This window comes from Paenibacillus sp. J31R122 (assembly GCF_056269185.1).
This window is the reverse complement of record NZ_JBWDNM010000009.1, coordinates 164,144-179,958: the sequence shown is the minus strand read 5'-3', so window position 1 is coordinate 179,958 and position 15,815 is coordinate 164,144. Positions and strand designations below refer to the sequence as shown.

11 protein-coding genes are annotated in these 15,815 nt (G+C 47.3%); all 11 read left to right on the top strand.

The genetic code is table 11. The features are described 5' to 3' along the window. Positions 1–128 precede the first annotated feature (128 nt). Positions 129–1,016, top strand: a complete 888-nt coding sequence (locus AC0YN7_RS16510; protein ID WP_475811114.1) for a ribosomal RNA small subunit methyltransferase A — start codon at positions 129–131, stop codon at positions 1,014–1,016. Between the two features lie 578 nt (positions 1,017–1,594). Next, the gene (locus AC0YN7_RS16505; RefSeq protein ID WP_475811113.1) at positions 1,595–2,134 is read left to right on the top strand and encodes a GNAT family N-acetyltransferase; all 540 of its coding nucleotides are present in this window, start codon (positions 1,595–1,597) and stop codon (positions 2,132–2,134) included. A 389-nt stretch (positions 2,135–2,523) separates the two neighbouring features. Beyond that, the gene (locus tag AC0YN7_RS16500; RefSeq protein WP_475811214.1) at positions 2,524–3,648 is read left to right on the top strand and encodes an NAD(P)/FAD-dependent oxidoreductase; all 1,125 of its coding nucleotides are present in this window, start codon (positions 2,524–2,526) and stop codon (positions 3,646–3,648) included. Positions 3,649–3,939: 291 nt separating this feature from the next. Beyond that, on the top strand, positions 3,940–6,204 hold the full coding sequence (locus tag AC0YN7_RS16495) for a helix-turn-helix domain-containing protein (protein ID WP_475811112.1): 2,265 nt from the start codon (positions 3,940–3,942) through the stop codon (positions 6,202–6,204). 233 nt (positions 6,205–6,437) lie between these two features. Beyond that, on the top strand, positions 6,438–7,352 hold the full coding sequence (locus tag AC0YN7_RS16490; protein ID WP_475811111.1) for an ABC transporter permease: 915 nt from the start codon (positions 6,438–6,440) through the stop codon (positions 7,350–7,352). Positions 7,353–7,367: 15 nt separating this feature from the next. Next, positions 7,368–8,246, top strand: a complete 879-nt coding sequence (locus AC0YN7_RS16485) for a carbohydrate ABC transporter permease (protein WP_475811110.1) — start codon at positions 7,368–7,370, stop codon at positions 8,244–8,246. 44 nt (positions 8,247–8,290) lie between these two features. After that, on the top strand, positions 8,291–9,883 hold the full coding sequence (locus AC0YN7_RS16480; RefSeq protein WP_475811109.1) for an extracellular solute-binding protein: 1,593 nt from the start codon (positions 8,291–8,293) through the stop codon (positions 9,881–9,883). Further along, positions 9,864–11,183 (top strand): WD40/YVTN/BNR-like repeat-containing protein, encoded by a 1,320-nt coding sequence (locus tag AC0YN7_RS16475; protein ID WP_475811108.1) that lies wholly within the window; start codon positions 9,864–9,866, stop codon positions 11,181–11,183. The genes AC0YN7_RS16480 and AC0YN7_RS16475 overlap by 20 nt, the downstream gene beginning before the upstream one ends. Positions 11,184–11,203: 20 nt before the next feature. After that, positions 11,204–12,082: a dihydrodipicolinate synthase family protein gene (locus AC0YN7_RS16470; protein WP_475811107.1), complete on the top strand. Its 879-nt coding sequence runs from the start codon at positions 11,204–11,206 to the stop codon at positions 12,080–12,082. Beyond that, positions 12,069–13,160, top strand: coding sequence for an SGNH/GDSL hydrolase family protein (locus AC0YN7_RS16465; protein WP_475811106.1), 1,092 nt, complete (start codon positions 12,069–12,071; stop codon positions 13,158–13,160). The genes AC0YN7_RS16470 and AC0YN7_RS16465 overlap by 14 nt, the downstream gene beginning before the upstream one ends. A 47-nt stretch (positions 13,161–13,207) precedes the next feature. Then, on the top strand, positions 13,208–15,256 hold the full coding sequence (locus AC0YN7_RS16460; protein WP_475811105.1) for a hypothetical protein: 2,049 nt from the start codon (positions 13,208–13,210) through the stop codon (positions 15,254–15,256). Positions 15,257–15,815 lie beyond the last annotated feature (559 nt).

Sequence of the window (15,815 nt, the reverse complement as noted above, 5' to 3'; positions counted from 1 at the left end):
TTACATGCGTTTACGGTAAATAGAGGTGCGGTACAGGTTGACTCATCCGTTTTTTTGAAAGCGGGATCGGGTCTATTTGTAATGCGCCTTTTTCATTTACCTAAACAAATGAATGAGGTGTTTTTGTGTTGCGTAAAAAGAATAAGAAGTCCATCGTTGCCGGAAACAGGTCCCGCACGAATCCAAATAAAAGCGAAGGCAGTCCTAACTTCTCCGGTCAGCACTTCCTGCATAACAAACGCGCGGTGCGAGATTTGATTGAAACGGCTAAAATTATGAAAAAGGACACTGTCATTGAAATAGGGGCCGGCCTCGGCGCGATCACGCTGCCTTTGGCGGAGAAGGCGAAGATCGTCATCGCTTTTGAGAACGATGTTACGTATGTTCATAAATTGATTGGCAAGGTGGAAGGCATATCAAATATTAAAATCATTCATAACGATTTTATGCAGGGATACCTTCCAAGAGAGCCCTTTTGCGTCGTGTCGAATATCCCTTTTTCGATTACAACTCCAATTCTGAGTAAGCTATTGGATGATCCTACTACCCCGCTGCATCGGGCCGCCATTATTATAGAGAAGGGAGCGGCCAAACGGTTTACCTCTTCTTTCGTGACGAATCCGCAGTTATTAAGCTGGAGGATGAGGTATGACATGGAACTGGTGCAGACACTCCCACCGGGTTATTTTTCACCGCCACCGAAGGTGGAATGCTGCATACTCTCGATCCGGAGAAAGGCATGCCCTGAAGTTTCAAGTCGCTATGGCCCTTTGTTTACGGGTCTTGCTGAATGGGGGCTAAGAAATCCAAAGTTACCTTTCAGTGGGGCGTTCAGTACCGTCTTTACCCCTCCGCAATTGAAACATTTGGCTTCGAGACTTGGGATTGACCGGAATAAGCCGGTTTGCGCATTAAACGAAGGTGAATGGGGCGTAGTTTTCCAAACAATGCTGGACCATGTCCCTTCCTATCGATGGCCAAGAACTTCGCATAGTCAAAAACGGAAGCGAGACTAAGCTTCGTTCTTTAAATCGCTCAACGCTGGAGGCAACTGAAAAATTTGTAGACTTTTGAAACAATATCAAGCTCGTGTAATGCTTTAGAAGCAAACGGTTGATCGACTTTTAATCCCGCTAACGAGGATAAACAACAAGAACTATAGCTTAATAAACAACAAGAAGAAGCTGCCGACACAATCGGCAGCTTCATTACGTTAACGGGCTAAATAACGTAAATATCAATAAAATTGATTATATAAAAAGTTTATCTAGAAATTAATTGTCATTTTTAGGTAAAATTTAAGGTAGAAAAGTTGAAAGGAGCGATGTATCAATGTTAAACAAGGTGGTTATTATTTAAGTCCACAGAAGGATTCTCTCATTTTTGGGTTTCTTCTGTGGAAATTTCAGTGTGGGAAGTCGTTGCAAGAATTTTGACTGGAGGAGATATTATAAATTCACCAGAGTGTTATGGAATGCAATTTCTACGATAAATTTTACACAAAGACCATATAGAGTTAATTAAATCCTCGAAGTCCTTTTATATACTTAAATTGTTTGATATAGCGAAATAAAAGGACTAGGTGGTAGATTTAATGTTAAAAAAACGTGATTTGCACGAATGCTATTCACTGTATAACTTAATGACGGATCCTGCAGTTTTTTCTTATGTTCGTTATAAATGCCAATTTTATGAGCAATATTTATTCCTAACCAAACAGTTGATCGTTGAAGAAGAACAGGGGACATGTATTTCTAGAACAATTCTTAACGAGATTGGACATCCCATTGGTACCATTGATCTATATGATATTGTTAATAAAACAGGCTTCTTAGCAACATGGATTGGAACTCCTTATTTTGGAAAAGGTTATAACCAACGAGCGAAGGAATCCTTTTTAACTGAACTATTTCTTGAACATAATATTGAAACGGTATTTTTGAAAGTCCGTAAACAAAATATTCGATCGAAGAAGGCGGTAGAAAAACTACCGTATGCCAAATTAGCAAATGATATAAACCATCAAATATATAAATCGATAAATAATGCGCAACAGATCTATGATTTGTATAAAGTGGAGCGGTTAGGCTTTTTAGAATGTAGTAAAGTCGTGCAACATGAGATTGCTACGTAACAAACTGTGCAAAAAACTGTCTTAAAAGAAAGTTTTGGGACAGTTTTTTCGTACGACGAAAAGCTTCATGATAGCACCACGACAACAGGCTGCCATCATGATTGGCAGCTTATTTAGGTAACGGGCAGGTTTGTGTAGTGGTACCTCACCTTTTTTGTTTCGAAATATTGGTTTATTTTGTATGATAGAAGTAAAAATGAGGCTATGATATGTAGGTCAGACTAACGGGTAGGTTTACTTGGTATATCGAGAACTTTCTGACAATATCTAGAAAAATATTTTTGTTCTGCACTTCATGAAACACTTCAAATGCCGCGTCATACGCGGCTTTTCTATTTGTTAGGGATGTCGTTATAATGAGAAGAGCAATTACAGAAAGGAGTGAAATCATCATGAAGGTAATTGTTATTGGAGCTGGAATTGCTGGGGCATCAACTGCATACCATTTGGTTAAGCAGGGAGCAGAAGTCCTCATCATCGATCGGAAAGACGAAGGACAGGCTACGGATGCAGCTGCCGGCATTATTTGTCCCTGGCTGTCGCAGCGGCGCAATAAGGCTTGGTATCGGCTTGCGAAAGCTGGAGCGCGTTATTACCCTGTGCTAATTGAAGAGCTTGAAAGCGAAGGGGAAACCGAAACCGGCTATGCTAGGGTCGGGGCCCTCAGCATACATATGGATCCGGAGAAGATCGGCAAAATGGAAGAGCGAGCTTACAAGCGAAAAGAAGACGCGACAGAAATCGGTGAGATTGCCCGGCTTGATGAACATAGGACCCGTGAGCTCTTCCCACTGCTCGCGGAAGGATATTCTTCCATTCATATTAGCGGGGCCGCCCGTGTCGATGGCCGGGCGCTGCGTGATGCTTTGCTTCGATCTGCACAAAGGAACGGGGCTGAACTTATATATGGGGATGGTAAACTTGAATTTCAAACTAACCGTGTAACGGGCGTAACGGTTGGGGTAAATCACTACCCTGCTGACATAGTTATCGTTTGTGCAGGAGCCTGGGCGCGACCGTTGCTACAACCTTTAGGTATTGATTTTAGGGTCAGTTATCAGAAAGCGCAAATCATGCACTTGCAGGTCCCAGACGCCAAACAAAATACTGGTATCTGGCCGGTAGTTATACCGCCTTCCGATCAATATCTGCTCGCCTTTGAACAGCAGAAAATCGTGATAGGGGCGACTCATGAAAATAATGTTGAAGGCTACGATACGAGGATCACGCCCGGCGGAATGTACGAAATTTTAAGCAAAGGTCTTACATTCGCACCTGATCTGGCAGATACCACGTTCCAGGAAGTAAGGGTGGGCTTTCGCCCTTTTACAGCCGATTTTCTTCCGGTCATAGGCGCCATTCCAGATTGGGAAGGACTTCTTGTGGTAAACGGTCTCGGGGCCTCCGGATTGACGATGGGCCCTTATATCGGAGTCCAGTTGGCTAAGTTAGCACTAGGAATGGAATTAGATATCGATCTAACCGATTATGACGTTTGTAAAGCAATTAGCTGACCTGTTGGTTTATCAGAAATTAAATAATTTGCAAATTCTTATAAATAGGATAGCTTACCTCATAATGGAGGAAAGCTATCCTATTTACCTGTATAGGGCGAATTCTCATTCAAAATTGAATGGACTTCGCCCTTATTTATTTCGTTGCATCATACCAAATTAAAAACGTATGTTTTTCAGTGGCCTCTATTATGTACGCTGTTTTTGTAAATTATGGTATAGTAAAAATAAATGAAAGCGATTGCACCAAGGATACACGCTGCCAATAGACAAACAAAGGGGAACGTCACGATGCTCGGTTTCAGACTAAACTACAAATTGTTTTATCAATATATGCTCTCTTACATCGTTGTTTTGCTGCTGCCAATCATCATTATCGGACTTACGGTGTACAGCTTTTTCATACAATTATTGAAGGAGGAAGTTATACGCGGAAACCTGAATCTCCTCGCTCAGGTAAAGGATACGATTGATGTCAAAATGAACGAGTTCGATAATATCGCTTATCATATCGCTGCCAATCCGAATCTTACGCCTTATGCAGCAACCAAAAGTGCATTCAGCGAAATGAACGCGATTCTCGAGCTTCGCAATTACAGCAGCGCAAACCATCTGATTCACGAGATGCTCTTGCATTACCGCGGAGGGGAGAAACTGTACTCGCCCTACAGCACTTATGACGCCCGCACGTATACGGATAAAATTTTCCGCTATGAAGCATGGAACGCCGAGGACTTTTACAAAACGATTGATACGACGGACAAGCCGCTTCTCAGGAGCGCTGAGACGGTTGCGATGAACAGCCCGGAGCGATTTATCACCTATGTGCTGCCAATTCCTTACCGAGACGTAAATCCTTATGGCACGGCTGTTTTTCTGATGAAGGAAAATGCATTTCGGGATATGATCAAAAAAACATTTGGCGATTACGGAGGCAATACGATTATTTTGAACGGGGAAGGGAAACTGATCACATCGCTTGCAAATGTTGAAGAGGAGCAACTGAATGAGCTGCTCCGGGCTATGCCGATGGAACGCCAGAACGGGTCGCAAACAGTCCGTTTATCCGGAAATGACTATATTGCCAGCTATATCAAATCGGAGAGCCTGGGCTGGAGCTACGTCTCACTGGTTGATAAAAATAAGGTCTTGAACAGCATCCAGCTTGCCAAGCAGAGGACACTGTTTGGGTTATTGTTCGTCCTGATCGTGGGCAGTATCGTCATCTATTATGTTATGTCGCTGAACTACAAGCCGATTAAACGGCTAAAGACGTTAACGGACCGTACGATCAAGCAGCCCCATCGGCACGGAAATGAAATTGAGTCGATCCAGTCAGCTTTTCGTTACATATCGGACAATAATGATGAATTGATACGCAAAATAAGCAGCAGCAAGCCAGCGCTTAAGAACTACCTACTGCTCAATTTGTTGAAGGGCGATTTTCAAGATATTGAGGAGTTTAACCGGAAGGGGGAAGCGGCCGACTTTCATCTAACAAAGAAGCACCTATGGGTAGCGATATTCTATTTTTCCAAGAAGGAGCAAGAAAGAGAAATGCCAGGGGATTTGATCATTAAGGAAGTGGAAGGGCTGCTTCCGGAGCAAATCGAGGGTTATGGCAAGGAAAACGTTGAAGAAGGGACGCTTACGTTTATTTTCGGCACGGACGAGGAGAATGAACGAGTTATCAAGACGCATTTGCTTCGAATCCAAGCGCATATGCTAAGCAAGCACGGCCTGCAAGCGACCCTCGGCGTCGGCAGTCCGTATATGAACGTTGGAGAGATCGGCAAATCTTATATCGAGGCGTGCAGCGCGATTGACTATCGGTTAATCAAGGGCCACGGGGAGATTATTTTCTTCAGTGAAATTACGCTCAGGTCAGGCACTCGTGACAGCTGGTACCCGAAGAGCGAATGGGAGCGACTGAAGCTTTATATTGTGCAGGGAAATACGGAGAAGGTGGAGTTTTATCTCAATCAGCTTATTGCGACATTAAAAGGTGAGCAAATTCCTTTATATATGGCCAAATGCATGTGCTATGATCTGATCAATGTCATTTTCGCCATCATGTATGAGCTTAATCTCGACTTGAACGACCAGCAGAAATCGTATCCGGACGTCATGACGCTGACGGAATTCGAGACGGTCGACGAACTTGCGGATCTGGTCCGTACGATCAGCATCGACATATGCAGTATGATTCGCGATCGCAAGGAAAGCGGAAACGTGCAACTACAGGATAGAATGATTGCCTACATTCATGAGCATTACGGATCATACCATTTTTCAGTGCAATTGATGGCCGATGATTTTCAAATGTCTGCTTCTTACTTGAGTCGGTATTTCAAAGACCAATCTGGTCAAACGCTCTCCCATTACGTCAATTCGGTGCGGATGGGAAAGGCGAAGCAACTGCTGCGGGAAGGAAATGAAAACCTGAACGAGGTCGTCATACAAATCGGATACGGCAGCGTCCCTGGATTCATCCGTAAGTTTAAGGAAATGGAAGGGCTCACGCCAGGCGAATATCGGTCGTTGCACCGCCAATAAACGCCTTGTATCCTTTAATGTAAGAATCTGCACATGAGTGGAGAAACCGTCAATCGGTTATAGTGAAGCCTAGAAAGGCTGAAGAACTTGCAGAACCGTTTGATGTAATGACCTGCTAAGCTTGCAAAACCTATCAACTCCCATATGTAATCGTTCGTCAATCCGGAACGGAAATTGTAAATTTACAGTTTCCGTTTTGTTTTGTATGTTGCTTACAAAAGGAGGTGAACACGATGCACACAAGCAGGATGGTGTTCCGAAAGATGCGAAGCAATTATCAATTATACTTATTGTTCTTGCCGACCTTGATTTATTTTATAGTGTTCCACTACATGCCTATGTATGGGATACAAATTGCTTTTAAAGAATTTATCGCGACGAAGGGGATTCTCGGCAGTCCATGGGTTGGCTTCGATCATTTCGAAAGGTTCTTTCATTCGTACCAGTTTTGGTCGGTCATTAAAAATACGATCGGGTTAAGCGTATACGGATTGGTCGTTTCGTTTCCGCTTCCGATCCTGCTTGCACTGTTGTTGAACCAGCTTGTGAGCCAGCGCTTCAAAAGATTCGTCCAGACCATCACGTATGCGCCGCATTTTATTTCTACGGTTGTACTGGTTGGCATGTTGGCCGTCTTTTTGTCACCCCGCAGCGGTTTGGTCAACCAAATTATTATGCTTTTCGGGGGCGATCCGGTTTTCTTTCTGGCACTGCCGGAATGGTTTAAGTCGCTGCATGTGCTGTCGGGCGTTTGGCAAGGGGCAGGCTGGGGAGCAATTATCTATTTGGCAGCTTTAGCCGGCGTTGATCCCGGTTTACATGAAGCGGCCGTTATGGACGGTGCGAGTAAGCTGCAGCGGATCCGTTACATTGACATTCCGTCGATTATGCCGACGGCGATTATTGTCCTTATTCTCAACTTGGGTAGCATCATGACCGTAGGCTTCGAGAAGACGTTTCTGATGCAAAACTCATTAAACATCGATTCATCCGAAATTATTTCCACCTATGTGTACAAAACGGGACTTCTCGGCACGCAGTACAGCTTCTCTGCCGCAGTAGGTTTGTTCGACTCGGTGGTCAACTTTATTCTGCTAGTCCTCGTCAACCGGGGGGCAAGGAAACTGACGGAAACAAGCTTGTGGTAGGAAAGGAGCTGTCATGTGGATTTACGTACGAAGTCTGACAAAATTTTCGATCGTTTGAACATTTTCTTTTTATCGATTGTGATGATCGCTGTCTTGTATCCGCTTTATTTTGTTGCTATCGCTTCTATCAGCGATCCAAACGCCATAAACGGAGGGAGAGTTTGGCTCTTTCCTGAGCAGTTCACACTAGAAGGGTACCGGAATATCATCCGAACCGATGCGATTTGGATCGGATACCGAAACACGCTGCTGTACATGACGGTCGGGACACTAATTAACGTGGTGATGACGCTGACAGGCGCATATCCCTTGTCGCGTAAAGATTTTTACGGACGAAACGTGTTCATGATTATGATCACGTTCACGATGTTTTTCAGCGGCGGTTTGATTCCGACTTATCTGCTGATAAAGGAACTGCACCTGATCCATACGATGTGGGCGCTCGTCTTGCCCGGTGCAATCAGCGTGTGGAATTTGATCGTGACGCGCACGTTTTTCCAGCATATGATTCCTGGCGAACTGCGTGATGCGGCGGCAATCGACGGATGCTCCGATTTTGGCTTCTTCATTCGGATTGTGCTGCCTTTGTCCAAGGCGATTACGGCGGTCATGGTGTTGTTTTACGGGGTTAGTCACTGGAATGCATTCTTCGGTGCGCTCATTTATCTGAATGATGAGCGGATGTATCCGCTGCAGCTCATATTACGAAATATATTGCTCCAAAACGAAGTTCAGGAAACGCTTAACCTCGGACAGGGCGGGGAAGCACGCAACATGGCGGAGACGATCAAATACGGGGTCATCATCGTCGGCAGTCTGCCCGTTCTCATTCTGTACCCGTTCGTGCAAAAATATTTCGCCAAAGGCGTCATGATCGGTTCGTTAAAGGGCTGACCGAAATTCTATTTTCAATCAAACTAAAAGGGGATGTACCAACGATGAAAAAAACTTTGCTCATCACTACGATTGTTGCCGTTGCAGTGGTTACTGGCTGCAGCCAGAATTCTAAAACGGAACCGGCTGCTACCAGCAATTCACCGGAAAATTTCCATAAGACAGGACTGCCGATCGTCGAAAAGGAGGTTAGCTTGCGCATACCAGTCGTCAAAGCGGATTACCACAAAAACTGGGATGAGATGCCCACTATTCGCGATCTGGAAGACAAAACGAACGTCAATGTCAACTGGGAGCAGATACCCGCGGCCAGCTTTCAGGAAAAGAAAAATTTGATGTTTGCTAGCGGGGACATTCCCGACGCGTTTTTTAATGGGTTGAATTCGCAGGATGTCGTCAAATATGGCTCTCAGGGCGTGCTTATTCCACTTGAAGAGCTGATCGATAAATACGCCCCGAACATCAAAAAAATATTGGACGAAAATCCCCAGGTACGAAGATTGGCTACCGCGCAAGACGGTCATATTTACTCGATCCCGTGGTTTGAGGACAAATCTTTTTTTGAGTTCCGCAATGCGTTTCTGATTAACATAAAGTGGCTTGACAAGCTGCAGTTGAAGGTCCCGACGACAACGGAAGAGCTCTATCAGGTATTGAAAGCGTTTAAGGAGAAGGACCCGAACGGCAACGGCAAAGTGGATGAGATTCCGTCGACCTTCCGGCACGGCGCTTCCACGAACGGTTATTATGAATTGTTCGGCGCATTCGGAGTCGTCGATGCTTTGACGATGTTCTCCGTCGACAACAAGAAGGTTGTTTTCGATCCGATGCAGGCAGGCTACAAGGAAGGCATCAAATTTTTGAACAAGCTGTACAGTGAAGGGCTGTTCGACGTAGAAACGTTCACCCAGGACGCCAAGCAGATGCTGTCGAAGACGCAAAACAATCCTCAGTTAGTCGGGCTCGTTGCCTCGTTCAATGGCGTTTATGAGTTCGGTAACGAAGGTGTGAAGGATTACGTGGCGATTCCCGCATTGAAAGGGCCGAATGGCGATCAATTGTGGCGCAGACAGGACAATCGGATTATACAGAACTTCTTCTCCATTACATCGGCCAACAAAAATCCGGAAGTAACGATGCGCCTCGTCGATACGATGAACGATCCCAAATCCGTGCTGCAGTTCCAACGTGGTCCGATCGGTACGCATTTGAAAGAGAGCTCGGACGGAATGTTCGAGGTAATCGACGCACCGAAGGGAACGGATACGAGCAGTTGGATCGGCAGCGTAACGCCTTCGACGGCACTCCCGTTAATGATTCCGAAAGATTGGGTAAATAAGCTCGTTAAAAATGAGAGCGACCAGCTGAGGCAAAGTTTTTATGAAAATTATAAGCCAAACATCGTCAAAGAGGATCGTGTATACCCGAACCTTTATTTGACTGTGGAGCAAAACAACCGGATGAGTGTGCTTAATGCAGATATAAGTACGTATATTCGAAAAATGGAGGCGAAATGGATTATCGACGGCAATGTCGAGAAAGAGTGGGACGGGTATACGCAAGAGCTAAAGAAGATGGGCATTGACGAAATGGTCAAAATCAAGCAGGATGCGTACGATGCGTTTATCAAAAACTGAACTGGAGGGAATAACGTTGAACGAGGTTATTAAAAGTAGTGGAAGCGGAAACCGAATCCACCCCTTGGCCGACGATTACGTCGTCCTGTTCGAATCGCCCGATCCGCATTCGGTCTACTGTTACAGTCCGGGCATTGTCGTTCTCCCGAACGGTCGGTTGATAGCTACGATGGACCTCGGAGGTAAGGGAGTCAAGGTTCTAGAAGGTCCGAAAGGCTCTCGACATGGCTACATCACCCAGGGCAAAATATTCAGCTCCGACGACAAGGGTCGGACGTGGCAGCATGTACGCGATTTTCCATTCATGCACGCCAGACCGTTCGTCGCAGGCGGGTCCTTGTACGTTGTCGGCCAGTGTGAAAACATCCTGATCCTACGTTCAGATGATTGGGGAGACTCTTGGTCAGAGCCGGTTCGTTTGACGGATTCGGGCGATTGGCATCAGGCTCCGTGCAATGTGCATGAGGCGAACGGACACGTCTATCTGGTTATGGAAAACATCCGGAAGCATGAATTGACGAACTGGCCCGTCAGTCAAATCGAGCCGATCCTGATGCGCGCAAGGGCGGATGCCGATTTGACGCTTGCGGACAGCTGGACGTACGCCGCCGGTTTGGTCGCTGAGGAGGCAATACCGTCTGAGCGCCTCGACTATTTCGGCGTTCCTTTTTTTACCGAGCAGCGCACAGTGCAGCAGAATCAAGTGAATAGCGCCTTGGTCGGCTGGCTGGAAACGAATGTCGTGCAGTTTACCGACCCGGATCATTATTGGCATGATCCTTCAGGCCGCACATTCCATCTCTGGATGCGGGCACATACGGGTGGTACGGGGTACGCTGCAATCGCCAAGGTGGTCGAACACGAGGATGGAAGTATGGAGACGACGCTCGAGCAGACGCCTTCGGGTAAAACGATTGCATTCTTGCCATGTCCCGGCGGACAGATGAAATTCCATATTTTGTATGATGAAATAACGAAAATGTACTGGTTGTTAAGCTCGCAAGCGACCGACAGCATGACAAGGGCGGATCGCCTTCCGGCGGAACGGTTCGATTTGCCTAACAACGAACGGCATCGCTTGCAGCTGCATTTTTCGAAGAACTGCATCGACTGGTGTTTTGCAGGCTTGGTGACGGCAGGTAATACTCCAAGACAATCACGGCATTATGCCAGCATGGCAATCGACGGTGACGATCTCTGTGTGTTGAGCCGTTCAGGAGACGCGAGGGCCAAGGACGCGCATAACGGTAATCTGATTACGTTTCACCGGATTTTGAGGTTCCGGGATTTGATTTATTAGCGTTTAGGGAGGACGAACCTTTGAATAGTACCAATTATCAAAATTTTACCGGCGTTTTTTCACTGTTGCTTACGCCATTCCGTTCAAACAAGGAAATCGATTGGGATGTATACGAACAATATGTGAACTGGCAGCTGTCGTTTCAACCGGCGGGGCTGTTCGCCGTTTGCGGAAGCAGTGAAATGAAGTGGTTGACGCTCGAGGAGCGTTTGGAGTTAGCTCGCAGGGCGGTCGAACTCGCAGGAACTACACCTGTCGTGGCTACGGCAAATCTGGAGCCAAACTTGGACGATCACCCGGAGGAGCTTCGGAGGATGATTGAAACAGGCGTATCTGGCGTCGTTCTCGTGCCACCGAACGGCATGGGAGAGGATCAGCGTCGGTTATATGCTTACATGGCGCGGATGGCAGATTTAGCCGATTGCCCAGTCATTGTGTATGAGTGGCCGCTCGTTCATCCCTACCATATCGAGCCCGAGATTTATGGACAGCTCGTTTCATCGCATGGGGTACTCGGACTCAAGGATACGACATGTACGCTTGAGGGCATTACGCAAAAAGTGAAGGCCGCCCCGGGTTCCATCGTGTACCAGGCGAATACGTCATATTTGCTGGAGTCGGTTTCACTAGGCGTTAAAGGTGTAATGGCGATCGTTTCGGCGGCTTCAGGCAAAATGGTTATTGATTTCTGGAACGCTGCTGTACTCAAAGCGCATGAAGCAAGCGCTCTGCATAATAGGCTTGTTTATCTTGACGCTCTGCTCCGGTTCTCCTATCCGGCATCCGCCAAATATTTGGTTTCGCTTCAAGGCGTTCCAATAGAAATGCATTGCCGGGCGGATAGCACGTTGACTGAAGAGGCAAAGAAAGCGATGGATGTCTGGCATGGACATTCATAAACTGGATCGTTTTATGAGAACTGACGGAAGAAGCGGGGAGGGTGCCATTGCATGGCACTCTCCGCTTCAGTCACCATTCCGGGTATCAGGCTTCGCTTGGCTGCGCGATGGGAGTGGTTATCGCAGGCTCCCCCATCTACCGGAAGGGGCGGTACGGGAGCCTGTAGATAAGCTAGCGGATTGCACGGCGGGTGGCCAAATTTGTTTCCGCACGGATTCACGGCGAGTCGAAGTACGAGTTGCTCTGAAGGCTCCCGCTCTAATGTATCATATGCCTGCTACGGGCCAGTGCGGCTTCGACAGCTATGTTGGCGAGACCGGCTCCAAGGTATATGGCGGGACGGTCAAGTTCGATCCGCGACTGAAGGAATACGAGAGCACTGTACTGGAGCTTGACCTGGGGCAGTCCCAGATTCGAACGATTACGCTCAATTTTCCTTTATATCAAGGCGTGGATGACATTAGCGTTGGCTTGGAAGAAGGAGCGAAGGTGCTGCCTCCTCCTCCTTTCGACAGCGAGAAACGGGTCGTGCTGTACGGTACCTCGATTACGCAAGGGGCCAGCGCTTCGCGGCCGGGAATGGCGTATTCGAACATTTTGAGCCGGAGCTTCAATCTTGAATTTATCAATCTAGGCTTCTCCGGGAATGGGCGTGGTGAGCCAGAACTCGCGGAATTGGTCAGTCAGGTCGACAATCCTATTTGTCTTCTGCTTGATTACGAAGCCAACTGTCTAAGTACCGCTTATTACAGGCAGACGCTGCCCGATTTCATCCGGATTTACCGAAATCGTCACCCCGAGGTACCGATCGTGCTGATGTCCAAAATCGCGATTCGTTTCGAGTTTCAGAAGCGTACCGAACAGGCAGAGCGCGCAGAAAGGCTCAGGTTTCAACAGGAGCTAGTCGCAAGTTTGTGGAGTCAGGGAGAGCTAAAACTGACATTCGTGGACGGAACGAGCCTGATTGGCGAGCGAGATCACGAGTGTACGGTGGATGGCGTACATCCAAATGATCTCGGATTTATGATGATGGCGGATCGGCTACTGCCGGTGTTGAAGGCTGTTTTACAATCATAGTCGTATGGATTAATGGAAGTATTGAATTACTTGGTGGAGGGGATTAGATGTCGGAAAACAAGATAAGCCGCAGAGCTTTGTTGGCATCGATGGGAATGGCGGGAGCGGTCGTTTTGACGGAAAGCATATGGAAGGGCAATTTTCCGGAAACGGCGGAAGCCAAAGGAGGAACGGTAACTGAGTCCGTCTACGGTCTTGATAAGGTAAAGGTGAAAGATTTGAAAGACATGGATTTCGTCATCGCGGTGACGATCGCCGAATTGAGAGCGGAGGCGAGTCCGAACTCCGACTATGTTTACTATGTGATCGATTCCGGACAGGAAGGCATGTTCGGCTACGATCCCTCGGATACGACAACGCCTGACAATACGGGGACGGTCATTGCGGCTGTCGCAGGCGGTCGATTCAAGCGTACATTTGAAGGAGCTTTGCAGGTCAAATGGTTTGGGGCAAAGGGAGACGGGGAGACGGACGATACGCTGTCTGTCCGCGCAGCGATGCAGGCTGCGAGAGGTAAGGAAATCCGTTTTGCCGCAGGAATCTACAAATTGACGGATACGATCACGATCCCGCGGAATACGTTCGTGAAGGGAGCTGGTTGTTCCTCGTGGTTTCCGTTCGGCCAACTGCGTAACAACGTACCGAACAGTATTTTGGATATGGAGAACGGAACCATCTTGAAGTTCGTTGGAAACGGTTCCTCTTCATTCTCCACGAACCGATCCGACTTTCAAAGCTTCACCTGCGCCGTAAAGCTTGAGCCGGATGCGGACGGGGTGCAGCTGTCCGATCTCAAAATATTGTCGTCGTTTCGCATTCGGGACGAGAACGGGAACATTACAACTCCAGATACAGATCAGCATGCCATGCTCGATGTGGGACTCTGGATCGACAATGCGGATCATGTCAAGCTAAATGGAATCGGCGTTGTCGGCTACTGGCAGAAGGCTGGAATCCTCTTGGACGCTTCGGGGCGCCTTGGGGCCACACAGGAATTCGGCGCGATTGAGTATTGCGTAGTCAGCAATTCCATATTTCAGGGGAAAATCGGGATGGCGGTACTTGGCGGCGATGAAGGGGCTCCGCCTGACGAAACCGGATTCCTCAAGCCGACCGGAGATGATTTGACCGAGGGAGCGTTCGGCCTGTCCCATTTGTTCGTGTCCGAATGCTTTTTCTCCGGAACCGACCATCACTCGAACGGGTTCGCAGCCGGTTGGCAAAGCCGGATCGCTCCCGACAGTACGCCGCTCAAAATCGACGGCTTTATCGGCAGCGGCGTTCCTTACCGTATCAATCATCCGCGTTTCGTCAACTGTTCGATTCAAACGCGGGAAAGCGCATCGATTATACTCGACCGGGTTATCCGTCCCACATTTATCAATTGCCGGGCGGAAAGCGGTCCGATCCGCGCTTCAAAACATACCGTGCTACCGCGGCTGATCAACTGCGAGTTTCCCTATAATCGTACGAATGTAATCTACCAGGAAATTGAGCATTGTCAAGGCGCACTCATTACGCCTTCTTTCCGCAGATTAGCGCACATTCACTTGAAGGAGTACCAATTTCAGATTGAGCTCCGCAACAACAACGGGATTATCGAGCACCGTCTGACCAAGCCTTTTGCCATAAGCGCCAACGCCAAAAGTAAAGATGTTGAAGCCCTGTTCCGTTATGCGATCAAGGAAGCGGGCTGGGATTACCAAGTATGGACGCCGACACCTGTTCCCGGGAGCATAGTGAACGATGATTACAGTAAGGGCATATTTCTCGGTGAAAAAGCATTCCAAGCCAAGTATGCTCTAGTCACCAGCGTTACTTTCGATAATCATGCCGACTATCAGGAGGCGGAGCTAGTAGTTGTTCAGTCGCGAGCGGCGGATACCGGTTTGTGGGCAAGAGCGGCAGCCTACTCGGCTCCCACTGTTCCTTATAAAATGGCGACGTTCAATACCGTTTTGAAAATCGAGCTGCGTAACGGCAGTGGTCCAGCGACGGCACTAACGACGAACCTCCCGATGGAAGCACAGGGCGAGGCAAGTCTGGTCCTTCGGGTTAGGGGCATGTTCTATGAGCAGGCATACGGACTGGGCTGACCCACCGGGGATAATCATGGAGGAGCCAGATGCGATGATCCGCACGTCCGTTCTGTGAGAGGCCCATGCAGTTGCGCATCGGCCTACTCGAAGAGATAAGTCCGAATATCACTCTTTTTCTCATTTGCTGTGCTTCATTTAAAAAAATATTCACAATGCCAGATTTTATGTTTTTCTACCGCTAGCAATGATAAGATATGCAAATTATTAAAGTGAAACCTTTCATATCCTCTTTGATCTCCTATAGTGATTGCTTGTTCGATGTCTTCCTTAATGAATAGCATCGTATATTACTACTATTTTTGCATCGACTTCGATTGCGAGTATTTAACCACTAATGACTTGGAAAGGGCCAGAGGCTTTGCTTTGATTTCTCCCAAACATGAGAAACCCACGCTAACACCACGAAGACCTCTCTGGAATCAGAGGTTTTCGTGGTGTTGTTTGCTTCGTTATTTTTTCGGCTTCTATCCAATTTACAAAAAAATAGATTTTCAACCAACACTCGTCCCTACCCATCTACATAGTATGATTGTAGTTTCCTATTGTTAATATGAAA